Source organism: Nocardia sp. IBHARD005 (assembly GCF_052814245.1).
On the sequence record NZ_CP199935.1, the window covers coordinates 5,299,387 to 5,319,767 of the forward strand.

General features: G+C 68.8%; 16 protein-coding genes and 1 pseudogene. 7 read left to right on the plus strand and 10 right to left on the minus strand.

The features are described from left to right. The first annotated feature begins 42 nt into the window (after positions 1-42). Together ACTWPB_RS24970 and ACTWPB_RS24975 are read left to right on the plus strand one after the other, a co-directional pair. Positions 43-1,233, plus strand: a complete 1,191-nt coding sequence (locus tag ACTWPB_RS24970; RefSeq protein ID WP_446222962.1) for a serpin family protein — start codon at positions 43-45, stop codon at positions 1,231-1,233. Between the two features lie 111 nt (positions 1,234-1,344). Then, a complete protein-coding gene (locus tag ACTWPB_RS24975; protein ID WP_446222963.1) occupies positions 1,345-3,501 on the plus strand; it encodes an NERD domain-containing protein in 2,157 nt (718 codons plus the stop codon). Between the two features lie 295 nt (positions 3,502-3,796). On the opposite strand, the gene ACTWPB_RS24980 is transcribed toward ACTWPB_RS24975, so the two are convergent. The 4 genes from ACTWPB_RS24980 to ACTWPB_RS24995 form a co-directional block, all read right to left on the minus strand. Beyond that, a complete protein-coding gene (locus ACTWPB_RS24980) occupies positions 3,797-4,063 on the minus strand; it encodes a YciI family protein (protein ID WP_446222964.1) in 267 nt (88 codons plus the stop codon). A gap of 2 nt (positions 4,064-4,065) precedes the next feature. Further along, positions 4,066-4,584, minus strand: coding sequence for a transcription antitermination factor NusB (gene nusB, locus ACTWPB_RS24985; RefSeq protein WP_378626982.1), 519 nt, complete (start codon positions 4,582-4,584; stop codon positions 4,066-4,068). A gap of 2 nt (positions 4,585-4,586) precedes the next feature. Then, on the minus strand, positions 4,587-5,150 hold the full coding sequence (efp, locus tag ACTWPB_RS24990; protein WP_446222965.1) for an elongation factor P: 564 nt from the start codon (positions 5,148-5,150) through the stop codon (positions 4,587-4,589). Positions 5,151-5,214: 64 nt separating this feature from the next. After that, the gene (locus ACTWPB_RS24995; protein WP_446222966.1) at positions 5,215-6,336 is read right to left on the minus strand and encodes a M24 family metallopeptidase; all 1,122 of its coding nucleotides are present in this window, start codon (positions 6,334-6,336) and stop codon (positions 5,215-5,217) included. Between the two features lie 160 nt (positions 6,337-6,496). Here ACTWPB_RS24995 and ACTWPB_RS25000 point away from each other — a divergent pair, with 160 nt between their 5' ends. The 4 genes and pseudogenes from ACTWPB_RS25000 (at position 6,497) to aroB (ending at position 10,933) form a co-directional block, all read left to right on the plus strand. Further along, on the plus strand, positions 6,497-6,970 hold the full coding sequence (locus ACTWPB_RS25000) for a prepilin peptidase (RefSeq protein WP_446222967.1): 474 nt from the start codon (positions 6,497-6,499) through the stop codon (positions 6,968-6,970). Positions 6,971-7,152: 182 nt separating this feature from the next. Beyond that, the gene (aroC, locus tag ACTWPB_RS25005; protein ID WP_446222968.1) at positions 7,153-8,361 is read left to right on the plus strand and encodes a chorismate synthase; all 1,209 of its coding nucleotides are present in this window, start codon (positions 7,153-7,155) and stop codon (positions 8,359-8,361) included. Positions 8,362-8,459: 98 nt separating this feature from the next. After that, positions 8,460-8,963: pseudogene (locus ACTWPB_RS25010) on the plus strand (shikimate kinase); the annotation flags it as partial. 851 nt (positions 8,964-9,814) lie between these two features. After that, the gene (gene aroB / locus ACTWPB_RS25015) at positions 9,815-10,933 is read left to right on the plus strand and encodes a 3-dehydroquinate synthase (protein ID WP_446222969.1); all 1,119 of its coding nucleotides are present in this window, start codon (positions 9,815-9,817) and stop codon (positions 10,931-10,933) included. 66 nt (positions 10,934-10,999) lie between these two features. Here aroB and ACTWPB_RS25020 read toward each other — a convergent pair whose 3' ends face one another. From ACTWPB_RS25020 to ACTWPB_RS25045, 6 genes are all read right to left on the minus strand, one after another. Then, positions 11,000-11,443: a B-4DMT family transporter gene (locus ACTWPB_RS25020; protein ID WP_446222970.1), complete on the minus strand. Its 444-nt coding sequence runs from the start codon at positions 11,441-11,443 to the stop codon at positions 11,000-11,002. A 76-nt stretch (positions 11,444-11,519) separates the two neighbouring features. Beyond that, a complete protein-coding gene (locus ACTWPB_RS25025; protein WP_446222971.1) occupies positions 11,520-12,332 on the minus strand; it encodes a shikimate dehydrogenase in 813 nt (270 codons plus the stop codon). After that, a complete protein-coding gene (mltG, locus tag ACTWPB_RS25030) occupies positions 12,325-13,854 on the minus strand; it encodes an endolytic transglycosylase MltG (protein WP_446222972.1) in 1,530 nt (509 codons plus the stop codon). Before mltG ends, ACTWPB_RS25025 begins: the two co-directional genes overlap by 8 nt. Then, positions 13,851-14,402: a Holliday junction resolvase RuvX gene (gene ruvX / locus ACTWPB_RS25035; protein WP_446222973.1), complete on the minus strand. Its 552-nt coding sequence runs from the start codon at positions 14,400-14,402 to the stop codon at positions 13,851-13,853. The genes mltG and ruvX overlap by 4 nt, the downstream gene beginning before the upstream one ends. Further along, positions 14,402-17,065 (minus strand): alanine--tRNA ligase, encoded by a 2,664-nt coding sequence (alaS, locus tag ACTWPB_RS25040; protein WP_446222974.1) that lies wholly within the window; start codon positions 17,063-17,065, stop codon positions 14,402-14,404. The genes ruvX and alaS overlap by 1 nt, the downstream gene beginning before the upstream one ends. Positions 17,066-17,139: 74 nt before the next feature. Then, complete coding sequence (locus ACTWPB_RS25045; protein WP_446222975.1) at positions 17,140-18,486, minus strand: replication-associated recombination protein A; 1,347 nt, start codon at positions 18,484-18,486, stop codon at positions 17,140-17,142. A gap of 164 nt (positions 18,487-18,650) precedes the next feature. Between ACTWPB_RS25045 and ACTWPB_RS25050 the strand changes: the two genes are divergently transcribed. Then, on the plus strand, positions 18,651-20,315 hold the full coding sequence (locus ACTWPB_RS25050) for an alkaline phosphatase D family protein (protein ID WP_446222976.1): 1,665 nt from the start codon (positions 18,651-18,653) through the stop codon (positions 20,313-20,315). Positions 20,316-20,381: the final 66 nt, after the last annotated feature.

Consider the following 20,381-nt stretch of genomic DNA (forward strand, 5'->3'; position numbering starts at 1 on the left):
CCGACATGGCGGATTGTCGGTGGCTGGTCGTAGGATCCGGGGATGGGGAGTTCACTTGTGCCGCATGTGCGGGCGTCGAATGCGTTGACGGGGCGGTGGTGCGCGACGTTCGGAGGCGAGGACGCGGTGGTGTCGGGGGCGGGGCTCTGGCCGTTGCTGGCCGTGCTGGCCGGGGCGGCGTCCGGGCGGGCGCGGGACGAACTCGCTGCCGTGGTGGGGGTCGCGGCCGAGCAGGCGCATGCGGCGGGGCTGGATATGCTGAAATCGCTGGATACTTCGCGGGAGGTGTCGACGGCGATCGGGGCGTGGGTTCGGCCGGGGCTGACCTTGCGCGAGGAATGGGTTCGCAGCATGCCCGCGGGGACGGTCGGTGAGCTGGGCGATCCGGCGGCACTGGATGTCTGGGCACAGGAGCAGACCCGGGGGTTGATCGAGAAGTTTCCGGTGCCGATCACCCCGGATACCGTCCTCGCGCTGGCCACCGCCTTGCTGGCACGCACTCGCTGGGTGAGTCCGTTCGACGAGATCCTCTACACACCGGAAACCGGTCCGTGGCAGGGACATCGGGGTCCCGGCCTGTACCGGACGAGCCATCCCGACGGCAGTGTGTCGGTACTCGGCGACGACGTCACCCGCGTGATCGTCACGGGCAACGGCGAACTCGATGTGCATCTGCTGATCGGCGCGGATCCGCGCCACGGCGTCGCCGCCGGCCTCGCGGCACTGGACGGAGCCGTCGGCGTGCGGACAGAACTACCGGTCGGCACGACAGCGCCCTGCCTGTCGGTGAGCCGACGGGAGACCTATGGCGGTCACGATTCCGTGGTGCTGAAAATGCCACCGTTCGACGTCGAGAACAAGCACAACCTCGCTCGCCACGCGGCGCTGTTCGGACTGTCCACCGCGATGAGTCACGGTTCCCATTTCCCCGGACTCACGTCCGATCCGCTGGCGCTGGACGCCGCGGGCCAGGATGTCATCGCGCGCTTCGACGCCGAGGGCTTCGAAGCGGCCGCCGTCACGGCCGTGGCTATGCGCCTTGGCGGCGTTCCGCAGAAGACATGGTCGACGATCACGTCGGTGAATATCGACCGGCCCTTCGGATTTCTCGCGGTGGATCGGCCGACCGGACTGGTCTTGGTGGCAGGCCAGGTCACGAAGCCGCCGGTGGCGTGGGTCCGGCCGGTCGGCGAGGCGCCTGCGCGGGGTCGAAACCCGGGGCCGCCGTGGTGAGATCGGTAATCGACATTGCCGAAGATGTTGCTCAGCAACAGGATTCGGTTTCGATACGGCTGATGGAGGCCGTATCCTGGTAGAAGTCCGCAGTCGGGTGCACAGGGGGTCGTGGTGATCGTCGTTGTCGCGGACGAGAGCGAACTCGAAGGCGCAGAACAGATCGTCGGCGCTGCCGTCCGTGACCAGGCGTTTCAGGCGGGCGGCGTCGCCGTGTTCCGCTGCCATGTGCCGGAGAACCGGGGCGGGTCGGTCGAGGTCGACGCGCTGGTGTGCACACCGCAGAGCGTGACCATCGTGGAGGTGAAGGGGTTCACCGCCCGCCAGGAAGGCACCCTTGCCACCCCACCGAACGGGCCGTGGACCATTGACGGCGAACCGGCCGCGCTCTATCACGCCGTCCGGGTACCGAACCCGTTCGTCCAGGTGCGCCGGCAGGTGTTCGCCGCCAAGAGCTTGCTGCAGCAGTCCGGGATCTTCGGCTGGGTGAACGCGGTGATCGCGCTGGTCTCCCAGCCCGGTGCCGAGATCACCATCGAGGAAAGCAGAATCGCCGACGGGTACCGTGCGGTGCTGATCGATCGTGATGACGTCGGCGCGCTGCACGACTATTTCCAGGCCGAGAGCGGGCGCACTGTCCGGCTCAGTATCGATGACGTCACCCGGGTGTTCGCCGCACTGAACCTGGGCCATCTGTTGCCCGCCCCCGATGCGCTGCTGGCACAGGGTTTTCCGGCCACTCTCGACCCGGCGACCACGTCCCGGCCCGCTGCTCCGACCGCCGTGGAGCTCGGCACTCTGCCGGAGACAGACGATTCCACCACCACAGCGAATTCGGCTGCGGCTCCGACCAGTTCGGCACGGGTCACCCAAGCGGCAACGCCCGCCTTTCTCGCTGCGATCGACAGGCTCGCCCATCGAAACCCGACCTCGGCTCACCCCGAGAAGTCGGCGACATCGACCCATTCCGAAGACGCGGCGCAATCCCCTTCTCCGAGCGAGGAATTGACCGGCACCCAGGCCGAGGAGTCGACCGAGGTGGCGGCGTCGGCCCCAGCGGCCGAACAGCCGACGCCCGAATCCGCTGAACCGGTGACGAACGAGTCTCCCGCTGCCGACGTTACCGAGGAAGACCCGTCACCGGACGAGCGCCCTGCGCGCGAGCCGACCGGAGAGGACGCGATCTCGCACAGCGAAAGGGCTCTCTCGCTGAGTAAGTCCGTCGCTGGAACCGAATCAGGCGCGATCGATGATCCGGTGGTCGATGGCACCGAACACACTGCGGGTGAGAGTGCGGAGTACCGGCACGACCCCACACCGGACGACGAGGTTGCCGCCACTCAGGTCGGCGCCGACACAGGTCCGACGGTCGGCTCGGGTCCCGCCGTCGGTACCGCTGCCGCCGTCGGTTCCGCAGGATCGACCGGCAGGACCGGGCCTTGGAGTACACCCTCGACAGCGAGCGGCACCCCCGCCGTCGCGCCCTCGTACCATTCCGCGGAACCCGAAGCACCCCAGAAGAACCCGGAGCACTGGTCCGATTGGGTCGAACGCGACCGGACTGCGCGGCGACCGACGCTGCCGGAAAGGTGGCGGTCGTGGCGTCGGGGGAACGGTCCGTCGCTGATCGAGCGGTGGCACAATCGCCCCGTTCGGGAGCGCAGCGCACGGCGGCGGGGCCTGCGCGTTGGGCCCGGTGTCGCGTTGCTGCTGTTCATCGCACTGTTCGGGGCCGGGTTCTTCGCGATCACGGCGGTGCAGGCGAGCCGCTTCGAGATGTCGGACTTCGACCGGATGTGCGGCGAGGACAAGAAGCCGTTCCCGAATGCCGCGCCCTATCAGCGCGACGGAGCACGGCCTATCTATCTGTCCGGTGAACTCACGACCATGGTCCACCCGGACGATCCGACCGCGTGGAACCCGGACGACCCGTCGACCGTGCAGCTCATCGCCTGCGTGAAGCAGCTGGAACTGCGCGAGCTCGTCCAGACCTGCCAGTACGGTCCCTCCTCCGGCGCACCGATAGGGCGCACCGTCAACCTCTTCCGCGCAACCTACGAGGTCGCCGTCTACGAACTCCACACCGGACGCGAGGTCGCCAAGGCGACGATGCTCGGCGAACGCTTCTCCGCCAACCCGTCGAATACCGATCAGGATCGTTGCCGAGCCGCCGCCGACGCCCCCGACTACCTCGGCCGCCGCCTCGGCCAACCCTCGACAGCCCAGCTCACCGGCTTCTTCGCCCCGTTGGTCCACGCTCCCCGCTGAACCCTTGACCTCGAGCGCACTCGAGGTAGCAAGATCACCTCGTGCCCAGGCACACCCGACACCGCGCCCACCCAGCGCCGGTCGCGCCTCCGCCGGTTTCCTCGTACACCCATCGGCGGAGGCCGTCGGGATCACATCCTCACTCCACCGCCGTGATCGATTGCGGCAGTGGCAAGCTGGCAGGGTGGAACAGCCGAACGTCTCGCAGGGGCACCAGACCTGGCAGGCGAGATCTGACCCCACAGACGACAGCAGCCGCACGTTCGCAAGGAACGTGCGGCTGTGACAACGGGATTCACGCCGAGACGGTGATTTCCCATTCGTGGATCGTCAGTTCCGAGGCTCCGGTGGTGTGCAACGGGTCGGAGTGGGCGATTGTTGTTGCGGCAGTGAGACTTTCGGCCAGGATGACGTAGGCGCCACCCGTGCCGTCGGTGAAGCCGCCACTTTCCTGGAGTTGCCCCTCGGCGAGCCGCTCCTGCAGGAAGGTGCGGTGCGGTGCGATCACCGAGGCGTCGAACTCGGGGGTGCGCATCGCCATCACGAGGTACTTGCGCGCCACGGTCAGGACTCCGACTCGCCGCGCGCGGCCTTCGTGGCGGCCGTGGCGGCCGCGGCGGCGCGAACCTGGGGTGCCACCTGCACGACCTGGCCGAGCACGCCGTTCACGAACGACGGCGAGTCGTCGGTGGACAGTTCCTTGGCCAGCTCGACCGCCTCGTCGACCGCGACGACCGGGGGCACGTCGGTGGCGTGGAACAGTTCCCACACCGCGATCCGCAAGATGGCCCGGTCGACGGCGGGCAGCCGCTGCAGGGTCCAGTCCTGGAGGTAGCCCTCGATGGTGCCGTCGACCCGGTCGAGGTCGTCGGCGACGCCCTCGACGAGGGTGGTGGTGTAGGCGTGCACGGGGGCCACGCTCTGGTCGCGGGTCGCGAGCTCAGCGCGATCCGAGAGCAGCACGGAGACGTCGACATCGCGCGCCTCCGCCTCGAACAGCAGGTCCACGGCCCGGCGGCGCGCCTTGTGACGCGCGCCGAGCTTCTTGAACGAGCCCTTCTTGTCTGCCGGGGAGTCGGTCACGATCAGCCGTTGACGCGGCCGAGGTAGCTGCCGTCGCGCGAGTCGATTTTCAGCTTGTCACCGGTGTTGATGAACAACGGGACGGCCACCTCGGCGCCGGTTTCCAGGGTGGCGGGCTTGGTGCCGCCGGTGGAGCGGTCGCCCTGCAGGCCGATGTCGGTGTGCTGCACGACCAGCTCGATGGTGACGGGGAGCTCCACGAACAGCGGCGCGTCCTCGTGCACCGCGACCTGCACACCCATGTTCTCCAGCAGGAAGCGGGCACCGTCGCCGATGGTGGCCTCCGGGATGGAGATCTGGTCGTAGGTGTCGCCATCCATGAAGATGTAGTCGCTGCCGTCGTGGTACAGGTAGGTCATGTCGCGACGGTCGACAGTCGCGGTCTCGACCTTGACACCCGCGTTGAAGGTCTTGTCGACAACCTTGCCGGACACGACGTTCTTCAGCTTGGTCCGCACGAACGCGGGGCCTTTGCCCGGCTTCACGTGCTGGAATTCGACGATCTGCTGAAGCTGACCGTCGATCTTCAGCACAAGGCCGTTCTTGAAGTCGCTGGTGTCCGCCACTGTCCTCGGATCTCCTCGTTCGTATTACTGCGTACTGGGGGTTACTGCGTTCTGCGCGCCGACGTCAGTCGACGACGATCAAGTCCTTGCTGGTGCGGGTGAGCAGTTCCGGGCCCGCTTCGCGTACTACGAGCGTGTCCTCGATCCGGACCCCGCCGCGGCCGGGAAGGTATACACCAGGTTCGACGGTCACCGCCACACCAGCCAGAAGTGTACCGGTACTCGTTTTCGCCACTCCGGGTGCTTCATGGATCTGCAGCCCGACCCCGTGACCGAGACCGTGCACGAACTGCGGGCCGTACCCCGCCGCTTCGATGATCATCCGGGCCGTGGCGTCGACCTCGCTGGTCTGCGCGCCGGGTTTGAGCGCCTCGGTGCCCGCGCGTTGTGAGCGGGCGACCAGTTCGTAGATCTCCCGCTGCCAGTCGGCGGGGGTTCCCAGCATCAGGGTGCGGGTCATATCGGAGTGGTATCCGTTGACCACCGCGCCGAAATCGAACTTCACGAAGTCGCCGGTGGCAAGGACGGCGCCGGTCGGGCGGTGATGCGGGATCGCCGAATTGGCTCCCGCTGCGACGATCGTCTCGAAGGAGATCGCCTCGGCACCGTGCTCGAACATCGCCCATTCGAGGTCGCGGGCAACCTGTCGTTCGGTGCGGCCCGGCCGCAGCAGGCCGCGCTCGAGCAGGGCGGCAAGGCCCGCGTCGGCGGCCGCGCAGGCCGCGCTCAACTGGTCGACCTCGTAGGGGTCTTTGACCATGCGCAACTGTTCGACCAGGCCCGAGGTAGGGACGAGCTGCAGTCCGGTGCGCAGTTCCCGGAACGCGGAGTGCTGATCGACGGTCACCACATGGCTTTCGAAGCCGATTCGGCCCAGCTGCCATTCCCCGGTCAGCTCGAGTATGCGGCGCGCGGTGGCCCGGCAGATCTCGGCCTGCAGGTCGGGGACCTGTTCGGCCACCTGGGCGGAGTACCGGCCGTCGGTGCCGATGATGGTGCGGTCCTCGGCGCCGCGCATATCCCACGAATGCACCAGCACAACGGCATTGGATCCGGTGAAGCCGGTCAGGTAGCGGATGTTGACCAAATCGGTCACCAGCAACGCGTCGACACCGTTTTCCACCAGCAGGCTCCGCAGGGCACCGCGCCGGGCCGCGTAATCGGGAGCCGAGTAGTCAGCACACATGGGTCAACGCTACCGCTCAACGGACGACACGTCGGCACGCGATGCTCCGGATTTCGTGTCGGTGGGCAATTGGATACGGCGTTGTTCACATACGCGGAAGTTGTCCACATTCTCGGGTACGGCCCGCTGTCGGCCGTCGCGGCGCAGCACGATCGAACCCATGACCACTGCCGCGTTCTGTTGCCTCATCGCCTGGTGCCTACTGCTCGGCGTCATCGATATTCATCTCCGTCGTCTTCCCAACGCGCTGACCGGCGCCGGTGCGGCCGCGGTGTTCCTGTTCGCCCTGTCGACAGGGGAATTGGGGACCGCGGTGATCGGTGCCGCACTGTTGACGATGCCGTATCTGGTTACCCATCTGCTCTCCCCTGCCGCACTCGGGGCCGGGGATGTGAAGCTCGCGGTGGCGCTCGGGGCCGCTGCGGCGATCGCCGGGCCACCGGCCTGGGTGTGGGCCGCGGTGGCAGCACCGCTGCTCACCGCCGCGACCGCGGCGGTGCTGCTCGGCGGGGATCGACTGCGGCTGGTGCTGGGACGTGGTGCACGCCAGGTGCGTGCCGCACCATCTGGACGGTTGGTTCCGCATGGTCCGGCCATGTGCCTGGCCACCGTGACCGCGATGGCGTTGGCATGACCGGCGGTGCGACGCGCCGAGACGATCCCGGTGACGAGGTTTTGTGGGCGGCCCGGAGCAGGCCGGTTCGGCCGGATCAGGGCGGTGGTCGCCACCGCGCGGTCCGGCGCGGCGGCCACGTGCCGCTCGTCACGTCGGACCGCATTCCCTGCTACACGTGTCGACATGGGAAGATGGTCGGCGTGTTGCGCTGGATAACTGCCGGAGAATCCCATGGTCCCGCTCTCGTCGCCCTCCTGGAAGGGATGGTCGCCGGAGTCGAGGTGACATCGGACGATGTCTCCGCACAGCTCGCCCGCCGCCGGCTCGGTTACGGGCGCGGCGCCCGGATGAAATTCGAGGCCGACAAGGTCACCCTGGTCGGTGGCGTGCGCCACGGCCGCACCATGGGTGGTCCGGTCGCGATCGAGATCGCCAACTCCGAGTGGCCCAAGTGGACCGAAGTGATGTCCGCCGATCCGATCGACGAGACCGAGCTCGCGGGAATGGCGCGCAACGCGCCGCTGACCCGCCCACGCCCCGGGCACGCCGATTTCTCCGGGATGCTCAAGTACGGCTTCGACGACGCCCGCCCGGTGCTCGAGCGGGCAAGCGCCCGTGAGACCGCGGCCCGCGTCGCCGCCGGAACCTTCGCGCGCAACTTCCTGCGTCAGGCCTTCGGCGTCGAGGTCATCTCGCATGTGGTGTCGATCGGTACCGCGGCCAACACCACCGGTGTCACGCCCGGTCCCGCCGATCTCGACGCGATCGACGCCAGCCCCGTGCGCGCGTTCGACGCCGAGGCCGAGGCGGCCATGATCGCCGAGATCGAAGCGGCGAAGAAGGACGGCGACACCCTCGGCGGTGTCGTCGAGGTGATCGTGGACGGGCTGCCCGTCGGGCTCGGCTCGTTCGTCAGCGGCGAGCAGCGCCTCGATTCGCGCCTGGCCGCCGCTCTCATGGGCATCCAGGCGATCAAGGGTGTCGAGGTGGGCGACGGGTTCGAGACCGCGCGCCGACGTGGCAGCCTGGCACACGACGAGATGCGTCCCGGCCCCGACGGCGTGCTGCGCTCGACCAACCGCGCCGGTGGCCTCGAAGGCGGCATGACCAACGGCGAAGCACTGCGGGTGCGTGCCGCGATGAAGCCGATCTCGACCGTGCCGCGCGCACTGGCGACGGTCGACATGTCCAGCGGCGAAGAGGCCGTCGCCATCCACCAGCGCTCCGACGTGTGCGCGGTACCCGCGGCGGCCGTTGTCGCGGAATCGATGGTGGCACTGGTGCTGGCGCAAGCCGCGCTGGAGAAGTTCGGCGGTGACTCCCTCGCCGAGACCGTCGACAACATCACCAGTTACGTCAAGCGGATCGGCAGCCGCCCACACGTGCCCGCGGACAGCCGTATCCCGTGACCGAGCAGGGGCAGCAGGGGTCCGCGCCGGAGAGCGACGCGGACCCCTCACCGGCGACCGTCGAGCCCGATGCTCCTGAGACCGGCGCCGACGACCGGATCGCACCGCTGGCGCGGGTGGTGCTGGTCGGGCTGCCCGGCTCGGGGAAGTCGACGATCGGGCGCAAGCTGGCCAGGGAACTCGGGGTGGCGCTCTACGACACCGACACGGGGATCGAGGACGATACCGGGCGCACCATTCCCGATATCTTCGCCACCGACGGCGAAGTGGAGTTCCGCCGGATCGAAGAAGAGGTGGTGCGCCACGCCGTGCTCTCCCACGACGGTGTGGTCTCCCTCGGTGGTGGATCGGTGCTGTCCGAGCGGACCAGGGATCTGCTGCGTGACGCGACGGTCGTCTATCTGGAAATCAGTGTGTCCGAAGGGGTTCGGCGCACCGGCGCGAGCAATACGCGCCCGCTGCTCAACGGTGTCGATCCCGCCGCCAAGTACCGGGATCTGATGCGCGAGCGTCGCCCGCTCTACCGGGAGATCGCCACCGTGCGCGTGCGCACCGACGGACGAAGTCCGGGTCGGGTGGTGCGGATGATCCTGGCCAAGCTCGGCCTGGAATCGGTGCGCACCGACCTCGACGCCACGCGCTCGAACACCGGAAATGTCACCGCGGCTTCGGGTTCGGTCACCAGCAGGCCCGACACCGGGAGCAGCAACCGGTCCAAGAACCGGCGACGGGCCAGAGCACGAGCCGCCGCCGCGCGCCGAGGCAGCACCGAGCAGGTGGGCGTAATGGCATCCGAACGTCGCGGCAGCGTCGACGACCGGAACCGTTCGGCGGCAACACAATCCGCGGCCGGCGGTGCCACAGTCGAGGAAACCACCGGTACCGCTCGCACCACTGGTGCGGCGCAGAGCGAGTCGCGCACGGCAGGCAGTCGGCGGTCCCGGCGTACCAGGTCGCGCCGGGGAGGCGCACGCATCCGGCCGGCGACCAGTCCTGCCACCCGCGATCCGGACAGCTCGTCAGGTGCCGGGTCCGCGAACCAGGAAGGCCGTGCGGGCAACGCCGAGAACCAGTCGGGCAACCGCGACGCCGCCGGGGGTCGGGCGGGCACGCGCAATGCCGCTGGTAGTCGGGTAGGCGGGCGCAACACGGTCTCGGGTGCCAAGGCGAGCAGTCGCGGCGTCGGCCGAGGCAGACGGGCAGCCAGCCGCGATGCCGGTGCCCCGGGGCGGGTAGGTCACCGTGGTGGCGAGCCCGCGGAACCCTCGGGCTCGGCGACGTCGGACCCTACGAAGGAGCCCCGGACCGGAGCCTCGCAACAGGTTCAGCGGACCGGGCCACCCGGTGACGCGGAACGCGGAACGAGTACCAACGAACGCAGGCGACGCGGGCAGCCGCGGCGACGTAGCGGGCGACGTAATAACAATGACCAGAAAGAATCGGAGCAGCGCACGTGACAGAACCGTCCATCATTGAGGTTCGCACCGCCGACCCGTACCCGGTGATCATCGGCCGCGGGCTGCTCGGCGATCTCGTCGAGGCGGTCAACGCAGGCAATGCCGTGCGGACCGTGGCGATCTTCCATCAGCCGCCGCTCGCCGAAACCGCCGAAGCGGTGCGTAAAGCACTGGCCGACACCGGGATCGACGCGCATCGCATCGAGATCCCCGACGCCGAGGACGGCAAGGAACTGGCCGTGGCCGGGTTCTGCTGGGAGGTGCTCGGCCGGATCGGGCTGACCCGCAACGACGCCATCGTGAGCCTCGGCGGTGGCGCCGCCACCGACCTGGCGGGCTTCGTCGCCGCCACCTGGATGCGTGGCGTGCGCATCGTGCACGTGCCGACCACGCTGCTGGCGATGGTGGACGCGGCGGTCGGCGGCAAGACCGGCATCAATACCGAGGCAGGCAAGAACCTCGTCGGCAGCTTCCACGAACCCAGCGCCGTGCTGGTCGACCTCGTGACTCTGGAAACGGTGCCGCGCAACGAGATCGTGGCGGGCATGGCCGAGATCATCAAGGCCGGTTTCATCGCCGACCCGGTGATCCTCGACCTCATCGAAGCCGATCCGGAGGCCGCCCTCGACCCCACCGGCGACGTGCTGCCCGAGCTGATCCGCCGCGCCATCCAGGTCAAGGCCGATGTGGTCGCCGCCGACCTCAAGGAATCGAGCCTGCGCGAGATCCTGAACTACGGCCACACCCTCGGCCATGCCGTGGAGCGCCGCGAGCGCTACCGCTGGCGTCACGGCGCCGCGGTGTCCGTCGGCCTGGTCTTCGCCGCCGAACTCGGCCGCCTGGCCGGGCGTCTCGACGACGCAACGGCCGATCGGCACCGCACCATCCTGGAAAGCGTCGGCCTGCCCGTCACCTACGACGGCGATGCCCTCCCCCAGCTGATGGACGCCATGCAAACCGACAAGAAGACCCGTTCCGGTGTCCTGCGTTTCGTGATCCTGGACGGTCTGGCCAAACCCGGCCGCCTCGAAGGCCCCGACCCGTCCCTGCTGGCCGCCGCCTACTCGGCCATCGCCCGCGAAACCACCCCTGGCACGTCGCCGATCATGCTCTGAATCGCACACCGCCGGACGGTCACTCTCCAGCGCACGCCGGGGAGTGCCGGTCCGGGTACGGCCCGCTCAGCTCGCGGCGGCGAATCCTGGTTCCGTTGCGGGGGTAGCGGATTCGCTCGAGCGCTGAGACCGGGTATGGCCGTAGGCAACACCAGCCATCGAGGGCAGGAAGACCAGCAGCACGATGAACGACGCCGCGGAGGTCAGTTCGTAGAGGATCCCAGCGTCGCCGAGCTCGATTCCGGGCACCTGATCGAGGACCCAGCACACCGCCGAGCTGGCCAGGCCCGCGCCGAAACCGGCGGCCAGCCAGCGGACGGTCAGGCTGTCGGCGCCCGCGCGGGCGTCGCGTACGCCCCAGGCGATAGCCACCGCGAGGATCGCGAGGAGGCAGGCCGCACGCCAGAAGGTGCCGTAGGTGGGCCAGAAGGCCATGGCGAAGCCCAGCAACACGCGGAGGGCAACGACCAGCGCGGCGAGGACGGTGGCGCGTAACACCCAAGCGGTCATGGGCAACACCTTAGCGGGAGAAAACTAGAACTGGTATCAATTCTGCGGATCGGGCGATCGTCGACGCAACCGCCGATCACGGTCCCGCCAGCGCGGCCACCATCGCGGCGCGCGGCGCCTGCTGCCCGGTGAACAGCTCGACCTGCCCATATGCCTGGTTCAGCAACATCTGCAGCCCGCTGACCACCGTGTGCCCGGCGGCCTCGACCGCCGTTGCCAGCGGGGTCGGCCACGGGTTGTAGATGGCGTCGAGCACTACCGGTGCCGCGGCTACCGCCGGGGCGATCGCCGCGGCCGCCTCCGCGGGCACCGTACTGACCACCGCACCGGCCGACGCACACGCCGCGCGCACCCGCTCCGTATCGAGCGGCACGACCGTGGCGCGCATACCGAGTCGATCGGCCAATTCCAGCGCGCTACGCGCCCGCCCGGCATCGCGCGCGATCACGGTGACCGTCTTCGCCCCGAGTTCCGACAGCGCCAGCAAAGCGGGCCTTGCCGTGCCACCGGCCCCCAGCACGACGGCCTCGTCGAGCGAGCAGACCCCACCACCGCGCAGCGCACCGAGCACGCCGTCGACATCGGTGCAGTCCGCCCGCCACCCGCCATCGGTGCGCACGAGGGTGTTGGCCGAACCGACCAGCACCGCGCGCTCGGTGCGCTCGACGGCCACCGCCAGCGCCGCTTCCTTGCCCGGCATGGTCACCGAAAGCCCGACCCACTCCGGCCCGAGCCCGTCGACGAGGCCGGGCAACTGCTCGGCCGAGCACTCGATGCGCTCATAGCTCCAGGGCAATCCGAGCGCCCGATAGGCCGCCAGGTGCAGTTGTGGCGAACGCGAGTGCTCGATCGGCTTGCCGAGCACCGCCGCCTTGCGCGCCTCAGCCACCGTAGGGCCGCGAGCTGTCGAGGATGCCGCTGCGCTGCGCCTGTGTGACCAGCCGCAGATGCTCCGAGTAGGAGTCGGTGAATTTCGTCGTGCCCTGCTTGTCGACGGTGACGAAGTACAACCACGCCCCCGGCTCCGGGTTCTCCATGGCGCGTAGCGCGCCCACGGACGGAGCGGCGATCGGAGTCTTGGGCAGGCCCTCCATCGCATAGGTGTTCCAGGGAGTTTCCGTGGCCCGGTCGGCATCGGTGGTCGCCACTTCGGTGGTGTCGAGCGCGTAGTTCACCGTGGAGTCGAACTGCAGCATCTGACCGACCCGCAGCCGGTTCACGATCACCCGAGCCACCTTGCCCATGTCCTGGGGTTTCGCCTCACGTTCGACCAGTGAGGCGGCGACGAGCGTCTCGTACGGCGACAGCTTCGTGTCGGCGCCCGACTGGAGCAGGCCGGTGCCTTCGTAGGCCTGCACGCTCGCGGTCACCAGCTGCCGCAGGATCTGTTCCGGCGTCGCGATCGGATCGAAATCCCAAGTCCCGGCGGCGATGAGGCCTTCCAGCTGCCGTGTTCGGTCGGGGCAGTCCTTGACCGCCTGCGTCGCCCATGCGGGCACGCCGAGTGCGGTCAAATCCATACTCGCGCCCGCGGCGTCGAGCTGTTCGTAGGTCACGCATTTGCGCTCGGGGCCGACGCAGCTGGCCTCGGCGATCTTGCGGTAGATGCCGTCGTATCGACCACCGGTGGTCGCGTCGTGCTTGTCGTGCAGCAGCCGGCCCTCGGAGATGATCACATTGCCGACCCGGGACTTCCCGCCCACCAACGCGGTGACAGCGTCGACGGCCGGACTCTTCGCACCGACCGCGTAGTAACCGGGCTGGACGCTGTTCATGCCCGAATTCCGCACGGCCGCTTCGTAGAAGGCTTCGGAGCTGGCGACCACACCCTTCTCGTGCATCGCCTCGGCGATCTGCGTCGCGGTGTCACCGGAGTGCACCTGAACCACCACGGGGGCACCGGGCGGGCCCGCGAAATCTTCGGCCGGGGTGAGGCTGCCCATCAGTTTGTATCCGGCGAAACCCGCGGCCGAGACGAACAGCACGACGAACACCACGCCGACGGCCCACAGATTGCGACGGCGCCGTTTACGCTCGGCCGCCTTGCGTGAGGCGATCCGCGATCGCTTGCCGCGTCCCGACGGGCGAGCGCGGCCACGGTCGGACCCTGCCGCACGGCCACGTTCGGACGCTGAACCGCGGCCGGACTGCGCCGCGCGCTGCCCGACCCGGCGCGGCGGGGGCGCCGGTTCTGGTTCGGGCTCGGGGTCGGGGTCGTCGTAGATCTCGTCCTCGTAGCGCGGGATGACGTCGGTGCCGTCGTCGTCGTCCCACCCGGCGGGACCGGCCTGGCGCGGCTCGTCCTCGCGCACCTCGCGCGCGTCCAGGCCCCAATCATCGCGGCGGGGGTAGCGCCGATCAGCTTCCCGTGCCCGGTAGCGTTCCTCGGCCCTGGTCCATCGGTCGGTCATGCATCGTCTCCGACCCTCGCCGTATCTGCTGCGTCCTTCAACACCGAACTCCGCTCGTCCAACCATCCTTGCAGAATCGACACGGCTGCCGCCTGGTCGATCATCTGCCGCTGGCCACGTGCGCGAACTCCACTGTCGCGCAGCGCACGTGCAGCAGACACCGTAGTCAAACGTTCGTCGGAAAGGCGTATCGGAATCGGGTCGATCACCCGGCGCAACCGCTTGGCAAACTTGCGCGCGATGGCGGCCGCCGTGCCATTTTCGCCGCGCAGGGTGCGTGGCAGGCCGATAATAACCTCAACCGCTTCGTATTCCCGCACAATGTCGGCAATTCTTGCGATGTCGGCGGGTGGACCACCCGCGCGCCCACCGGACTTCGCGCGCGCGACGGTCTCGACGGGGGTCGCCAGGATGCCATCGGGGTCGCTCGAAGCGACCCCGATGCGCACGCTACCCACGTCGATGGCGATCCGGCGGCCCCGACCCGGGTCGGTGGCCGGGTCCGGGCGATCGGCGGATTCCTCGCTGGACGAACCAGGGGTGGTCATCAGCCGGCGAGTTCAGCCACCCGGGCCCGGACCGCGGTCAAACCGGCCGGGATACCCGACGGATCCGAGCCCGCGCCCTGCGCCATCTCCGGCTTGCCGCCGCCACGTCCGGCGATACTCGGTCCGAAGGCCGCGACCAGATCGCCGGACTTGAAGCCGAGATCCTGGGCCGCCTTGTTCACGGTCACCACGAACGGCGCCTTGCCCTCGACATTGCCGAGCAGCACGACGACAGCGGCCTCGCTACCGAGTCGGCCACGGATATCGGTGGCCAGAGTCCGCAGGTCGCCTGCCGACACGCCCTCGGGCGCCGCGGCGGCCACCAGACGCACCGCACCGACCCGCTCGGCCTGCTCGGCGAACGTGCCCGCCGAGGACAGCACCGCGGCGATCTTGGTGCGCTCGAGTTCCTTCTCGGCCACCTTGAGCCGCTCCACGAGCTGCTCCACCCGACCGGGCACCTCGTCGGAGGGCACCTTCAGCGAGGACGCGACACCGGCCAGCAGCGCACGCTCCTTGGCCAGGTACTTGTAGGAGTCGAGGCCGACGAAGGCCTCGACCCGACGCACACCGGAACCGACCGAGGCCTCACCCAGCAGGGTGATCGGACCGATCTGCGAGGAGTGCTCCACGTGGGTGCCGCCGCACAGCTCCATCGAGAACGGGCCGCCGATCTCCACGACACGCACCTCGTCGCCGTAGTTCTCGCCGAACAGCGCCATCGCGCCCATTTCCTTGGCCTTGGGCAGATCGGTGACGAAGGTGTTCACCGGGAAGTCCGCGCCGACAGCATCATTGGAGACGGCCTCGATATCGGCCTTCTGCTGCTCCGACAGCGCGCCCTGCCAGTTGAAGTCGAACCGCAGGTAGCCCGGCTTGTTCAGCGAACCGGCCTGCACGGCGTTGGGGCCGAGGATCTGCCGCAGCGCGGCGTGCACCATGTGCGTGCCGGAGTGTCCCTGGGTGGCGCCGCGACGCCAGGCCGGATCCGCTTGCGCGAGAACCACATCGCGCTCGGTGATCTGACCCGACTCGACGGTGGCCTTGTGCACCCAGACCTTCTTGGCGATCTTCTGCACGTCGTTGACCTGCAGTTTCAGACCCGAGGCGGTGATGGTGCCACGGTCGGCGATCTGCCCGCCGGACTCGGCGTACATCGGGCTGCGATCGAGGATGACCTCGATGTTCTGGCCGACCGTTGCCACCGGGACCCGCACACCGTCGACGATCAGGGCCAGCACGGTGGCCTCGGAGGTCAGCTCGTCGAAACCGGTGAACTCGGTGGCGCCGCGGTCGACCAGTTCCTTGTAGACGGTGAGGTCGGCGTGGGCGTGCTTGCGGGCCTGGGCGTCGTCCTTGGCGCGTTTGCGCTGCTCGGCCATGAGCGAGCGGAAACCGTCCTCGTCGACGGAAAGTCCTGCCTCGGCGGCCATTTCGAGGGTGAGATCGATCGGGAAGCCGTAGGTGTCGTGCAGGGCGAACGCGTCGGAACCGGTGATCTGCTTGCCGCCCTTGGACTTCACCGCGGTGGCGGCGTTGTCGAACAGGGTCTCACCGGTGTTGAGGGTCTTGAGGAACGCCATCTCCTCGCCGACCGACACGGTCTCGATGCGCGAGAAATCGGTGCCGAGTTCGGGGTAGGACGGCGACATCAGCTCGGTGACGACCTTGATCAGCTCGGCCATCACCGGCTTCTCGGCGCCGAGCAGGCGCGCCGAACGCACGATGCGGCGCAGCAGGCGGCGCAGCACGTAACCGCGGCCGTCGTTGCCGGGGTTCACGCCGTCGGCGATGAGCATCGCGGCGGTGCGGGCATGGTCGGCGATGACGCGGAAGCGCACGTCGTCGGTGTGGACGACGCCGTAGGAGCGGCCGGTGAGTTCCTCGGCCTTGTCGATGATCGGGCGCATCAGGTCGGTCTCGTAGACGTTGTCCACGCCCTGAAGCAGGAACGCGACACGCTCGACGCCCATGCCGGTGTCGATGTTCTGTTTGGGCAGCGGGCCGAGGATCTCGAAGTTGTCCTTGGAGATGCCCGCGCCACGCTCGTTCTGCATGAACACGAGATTCCAGATCTCGATGTAGCGGTCCTCGTCGGCCTCGGGGCCGCCCTCGACGCCGTATTCGGGGCCGCGGTCGTAATAGATCTCCGAACACGGGCCACACGGACCGGGGATGCCCATCGACCAGTAGTTGTCGGCCATGCCGCGGCGCTGGATGCGGTCGGCGGGCACGCCCATCTCGAGCCACATCCGCTCGGCCTCGTCGTCGTCGAGGTAGACGGTGACCCACAGGCGCTCGGGATCGAAGCCGTAGCCGCCGTCTTCGACACTGTCGGTGAGCAGCGTCCAGGCCAGGGTGATGGCCTCGCGCTTGAAATAGTCGCCGAAGCTGAAATTGCCTGCCATCTGGAAGAACGTGTTGTGGCGAGTGGTGATGCCGACGTTCTCGATGTCGAGGGTGCGCACGCACTTCTGCACGCTGGTCGCGGTAGGCCACGGCGGGGTCTGCTGACCAAGGAAATACGGAACGAACTGGACCATGCCCGCATTGACGAACAACAGGTTGGGGTCGGCCAGGATCAGCGAAGCACTTCCGACCTCGGTGTGTCCGGCACGGACGAAATGGTCCAGGAACCGTCGTCGAATCTCGTGGGTCTGCACAAATACCCAGCCTACCGGGCCGGTGCACCGAGTTTTTCATCGACCGGGGTGGTTCGCGCCACGCCCCTGACCGGCTACTTTCCGCGGATGATGCGGCGCAGCTTCTCCAAGCGCGGGGCGATCGTGCGTTCGTTGCCGTGATCGGTGGGCAGGTAGTAGTCGGTGCCCACCAATTCGTCGGGCGGATATTGCTGGGTCACGACGCCCTCGCGGTACTTGTGCGGGAACTTGTAGCCCTTGGCATTGCCGAGCAGGGCGGCGCCCGCGTAGTGGCCGTCGCGCAGGTAGGGCGGAACCGCACCGGCCTTACCGCGGGAGACATCGGCCATGGCCGTGCCGATGGCGGTGGTCACCGCGCCGGATTTGGGGGCGGTGGCGAGGTGGATGGTGGCCTGCGCCAGGGCGAGTTTGCACTCGGGCAGGCCGACCTGTTGAACGACCTGCGCGGCGGCGGTGGCGGTCTGTAGCGCCATCGGGTCGGCCATCCCGATGTCTTCGCTGGCGTGGATCATCAGGCGGCGCGCGATGAAGCGGGGATCTTCGCCCGCGGCGAGCATGCGCGCCAGGTAATGCACGGCCGCGTCGACATCGGAGCCGCGAATGGACTTGATGAAGGCACTGATCACGTCGTAGTGCTGGTCGCCCGCCCGGTCGTAGCGGACGGCGGCCTTGTCGACGGTCGCCTCGACCGTTGCCAGCTCGACGGCGCCGTCGGTCGCGGACTCGGCCGAGGCCTCCAACGCGGTGAGCGCGCGGCGAGCGTCGCCGCCCGCGATCCGGACGATGTGTTCGATCGCCTCGTCGCTGACGGTGTAGGCCTCGGCCAACCCGCGCGGGTCGCTGATCGCGCGGGCGAGGACGGCGCGGATGTCGCTGGGGGTGAGCGGTTGCAGTTGCAGGACCAGCGAGCGCGACAGCAGCGGGGAGACGACCGAGAACGAGGGGTTCTCGGTGGTCGCGCCGACCAGCAGCACGACCCGGTTCTCGACGGCGGCCAGCAGCGCGTCCTGCTGGGTCTTGGAGAATCGGTGGATCTCGTCGATGAACAGCACGGTCTGCTCGCCCGCGGTGAGTCGGCGCCGGGCGAGGTCGATGACCGCCCGCACCTCCTTGACGCCGGCCGAGAGTGCCGACAACGCTTCGAACCGCCGGCCGGTGGCCTGCGAGAGCAGCGAGGCCAGCGTGGTCTTGCCGGTACCGGGCGGGCCGTAGAGCAGCACCGATGCCGCACCTGAGCCTTCGACGAGCCGGCGCAGCGGGGAGCCGGGACCGAGCAGATGCGCCTGACCGATCACCTCGTCCACGTTCGCGGGGCGCATGCGCACGGCGAGCGGAGCGCCCGAGTCGCGACGGAACACCGCATCGGCGCCGGGTTCGGCGGACGCGTGTTCGCCGGGCACGTCGAAAAGGCTGTCGCTCACGTTGTGCAGGGTACCGAGGCGCTCGGACATGTTCTGCGAAGCGCACCAACCGCCCTCGCCCCCGTCCCTGATTTCGACCAGAACCCGCCCAGCAAATGGACAGTTGACCAACATTTCTCGCGCGGACTTGCGCGGGAGCGATTCGTGGGCTGTGATCGCTGATCGTGGCCGAAAACAGCAGCGCCGTAGCCGCCCAGCCGGTCGGGTTCGCCCGCCGCACCCTGTTCGCCGGTTCCACGGCGGTGGCGGCGGTCGCGGTGCTGGGCACCGCCGCACCCGCCCACGCGTCGGGCGCCGTCTTCCGGCACGGTGTGGCCTCCGGTGATCCGCTGCCCGGCGCGGTCATCGTGTGGACCAGGGTCACCGTCGCCGAGGACGCCACCCCCGGTTCGGGCATCGGCGACGCGACGGCAGTGCGCTGGGAAATCGCGACAGACGCCGGTTTCGGCGCGCTCGCCGCGTCCGGCACCGTCACGACCTCGGCCGATACCGACCACACCGTCAAGGTCGACGCGACCGGCCTCACCCCCGGTCAGGACTACTTCTACCGCTTCACCGCGCGCGGCGAGACCTCCCCCGTCGGCCGTACCAGGACCGCGCCCGCACCGGACAGCGAGGTCGACCGCCTGCGGCTGGGCCTGGTCTCCTGCGCCAACTGGGAAGCGGGCTGGTTCGGCGCCTACCGGCACCTGGCCGCGCGCACCGATCTCGACGCGATCGTGCACCTCGGCGACTACATGTACGAGTACGCCCGCGGCAAGTACACCGGCCGCAACGGCGCGGTCCGCGCACACGACCCGGCGAACGAGATCCTCACCCTCACCGACTACCGCACCCGACACGGCAAGTACAAGACCGATCCCGACCTGATGGCCCTGCACGCCGCGGTCCCGTTCTTCTGCACCTGGGACGACCACGAGTCGGCCGACAACTCCTGGCGCGAGGGCGCGCAGAACCACGACCGGGCCACCGAAGGCCCCTGGATCGACCGCAAGGCTGCCTCGGCCCGCGCCTACCTGGAGTGGATGCCGGTGCGCGCGATCCGTGCCGACGGTGAGGTGCGGATCTACCGCCGCTTGCGTTTCGGCACGCTCGCGGAACTGTCGATGATGGATCTGCGCAGCTACCGCGACGAGGAGGCAGGGCCGGGCGAGGGCTGGCGTCACGCCGACGACCCGTCCCGCACGATCACCGGCCGCGCCCAGATGGAATGGCTCACCGCCGGACTCACCTCCTCCGCCACCCGCTGGAAGCTGATCGGCAACTCGGTGATGATCACACCGCTGGTGTTCCCGCCGCTGGAAGCGGCCACGACCCAGGCGATCACCGAGGCGCTCGGCATCCCGCAGGGCGGCATCACCGTCAACGGCGACCAGTGGGACGGCTACACCGCCGACCGCGACACCCTGTTCCGGACGATCGCCGACAACGAGGTGGGCGAGGTCGTGTTCCTCACCGGTGACGTCCACACCTCCTGGGCCGCCGACCTGCCGTTGAACGCCGCGAACTACCCGGGCGGGCCGACGGTCGGCGCGGAGTTCGTCATCCCGTCGGTCACCTCTTCCAGCGTCGGCGACCTGCTGAAGGTGCCCGCCCGTACCGCCTCGGTACCGGCGGAGGAGGCAATCAAGGCAGCCAACCACCACCTGCGCTACACCGAGCTCGACTCACACGGCTTCGGCGTGCTCGAGGTAACCCAGACCCAGACGCAGATGGACTGGTTCTACGTCGCCGATGTCACCGATCCCGCCACCGGCGTTCGGCACGGCGCGTCGTTCGCCGTCGCGGCGGGCGGACGGGTCGAACCGCGGCCCACTCCGGTGCTCTGACCGGGGTTCGCCGCGGTGCCGCGGAAATCGGCGCAGAATTCTTCGGACAGGGTTGTCGATCGCGCC

Coding starts and splice junctions, on each gene's coding strand:
- mltG (WP_446222972.1), bottom strand. CDS start 13,854: ATGACCGACCGATGGACCAGGGCCGAGGAACGCTACCGGGCACGGGAA.
- ACTWPB_RS24995 (WP_446222966.1), bottom strand. CDS start 6,336: ATGTGTGCTGACTACTCGGCTCCCGATTACGCGGCCCGGCGCGGTGCC.
- ruvX (WP_446222973.1), bottom strand. CDS start 14,402: ATGACCACCCCTGGTTCGTCCAGCGAGGAATCCGCCGATCGCCCGGAC.
- ACTWPB_RS25020 (WP_446222970.1), bottom strand. CDS start 11,443: ATGACCGCTTGGGTGTTACGCGCCACCGTCCTCGCCGCGCTGGTCGTT.
- ACTWPB_RS24970 (WP_446222962.1), top strand. CDS start 43: ATGGGGAGTTCACTTGTGCCGCATGTGCGGGCGTCGAATGCGTTGACG.
- ACTWPB_RS25000 (WP_446222967.1), top strand. CDS start 6,497: ATGACCACTGCCGCGTTCTGTTGCCTCATCGCCTGGTGCCTACTGCTC.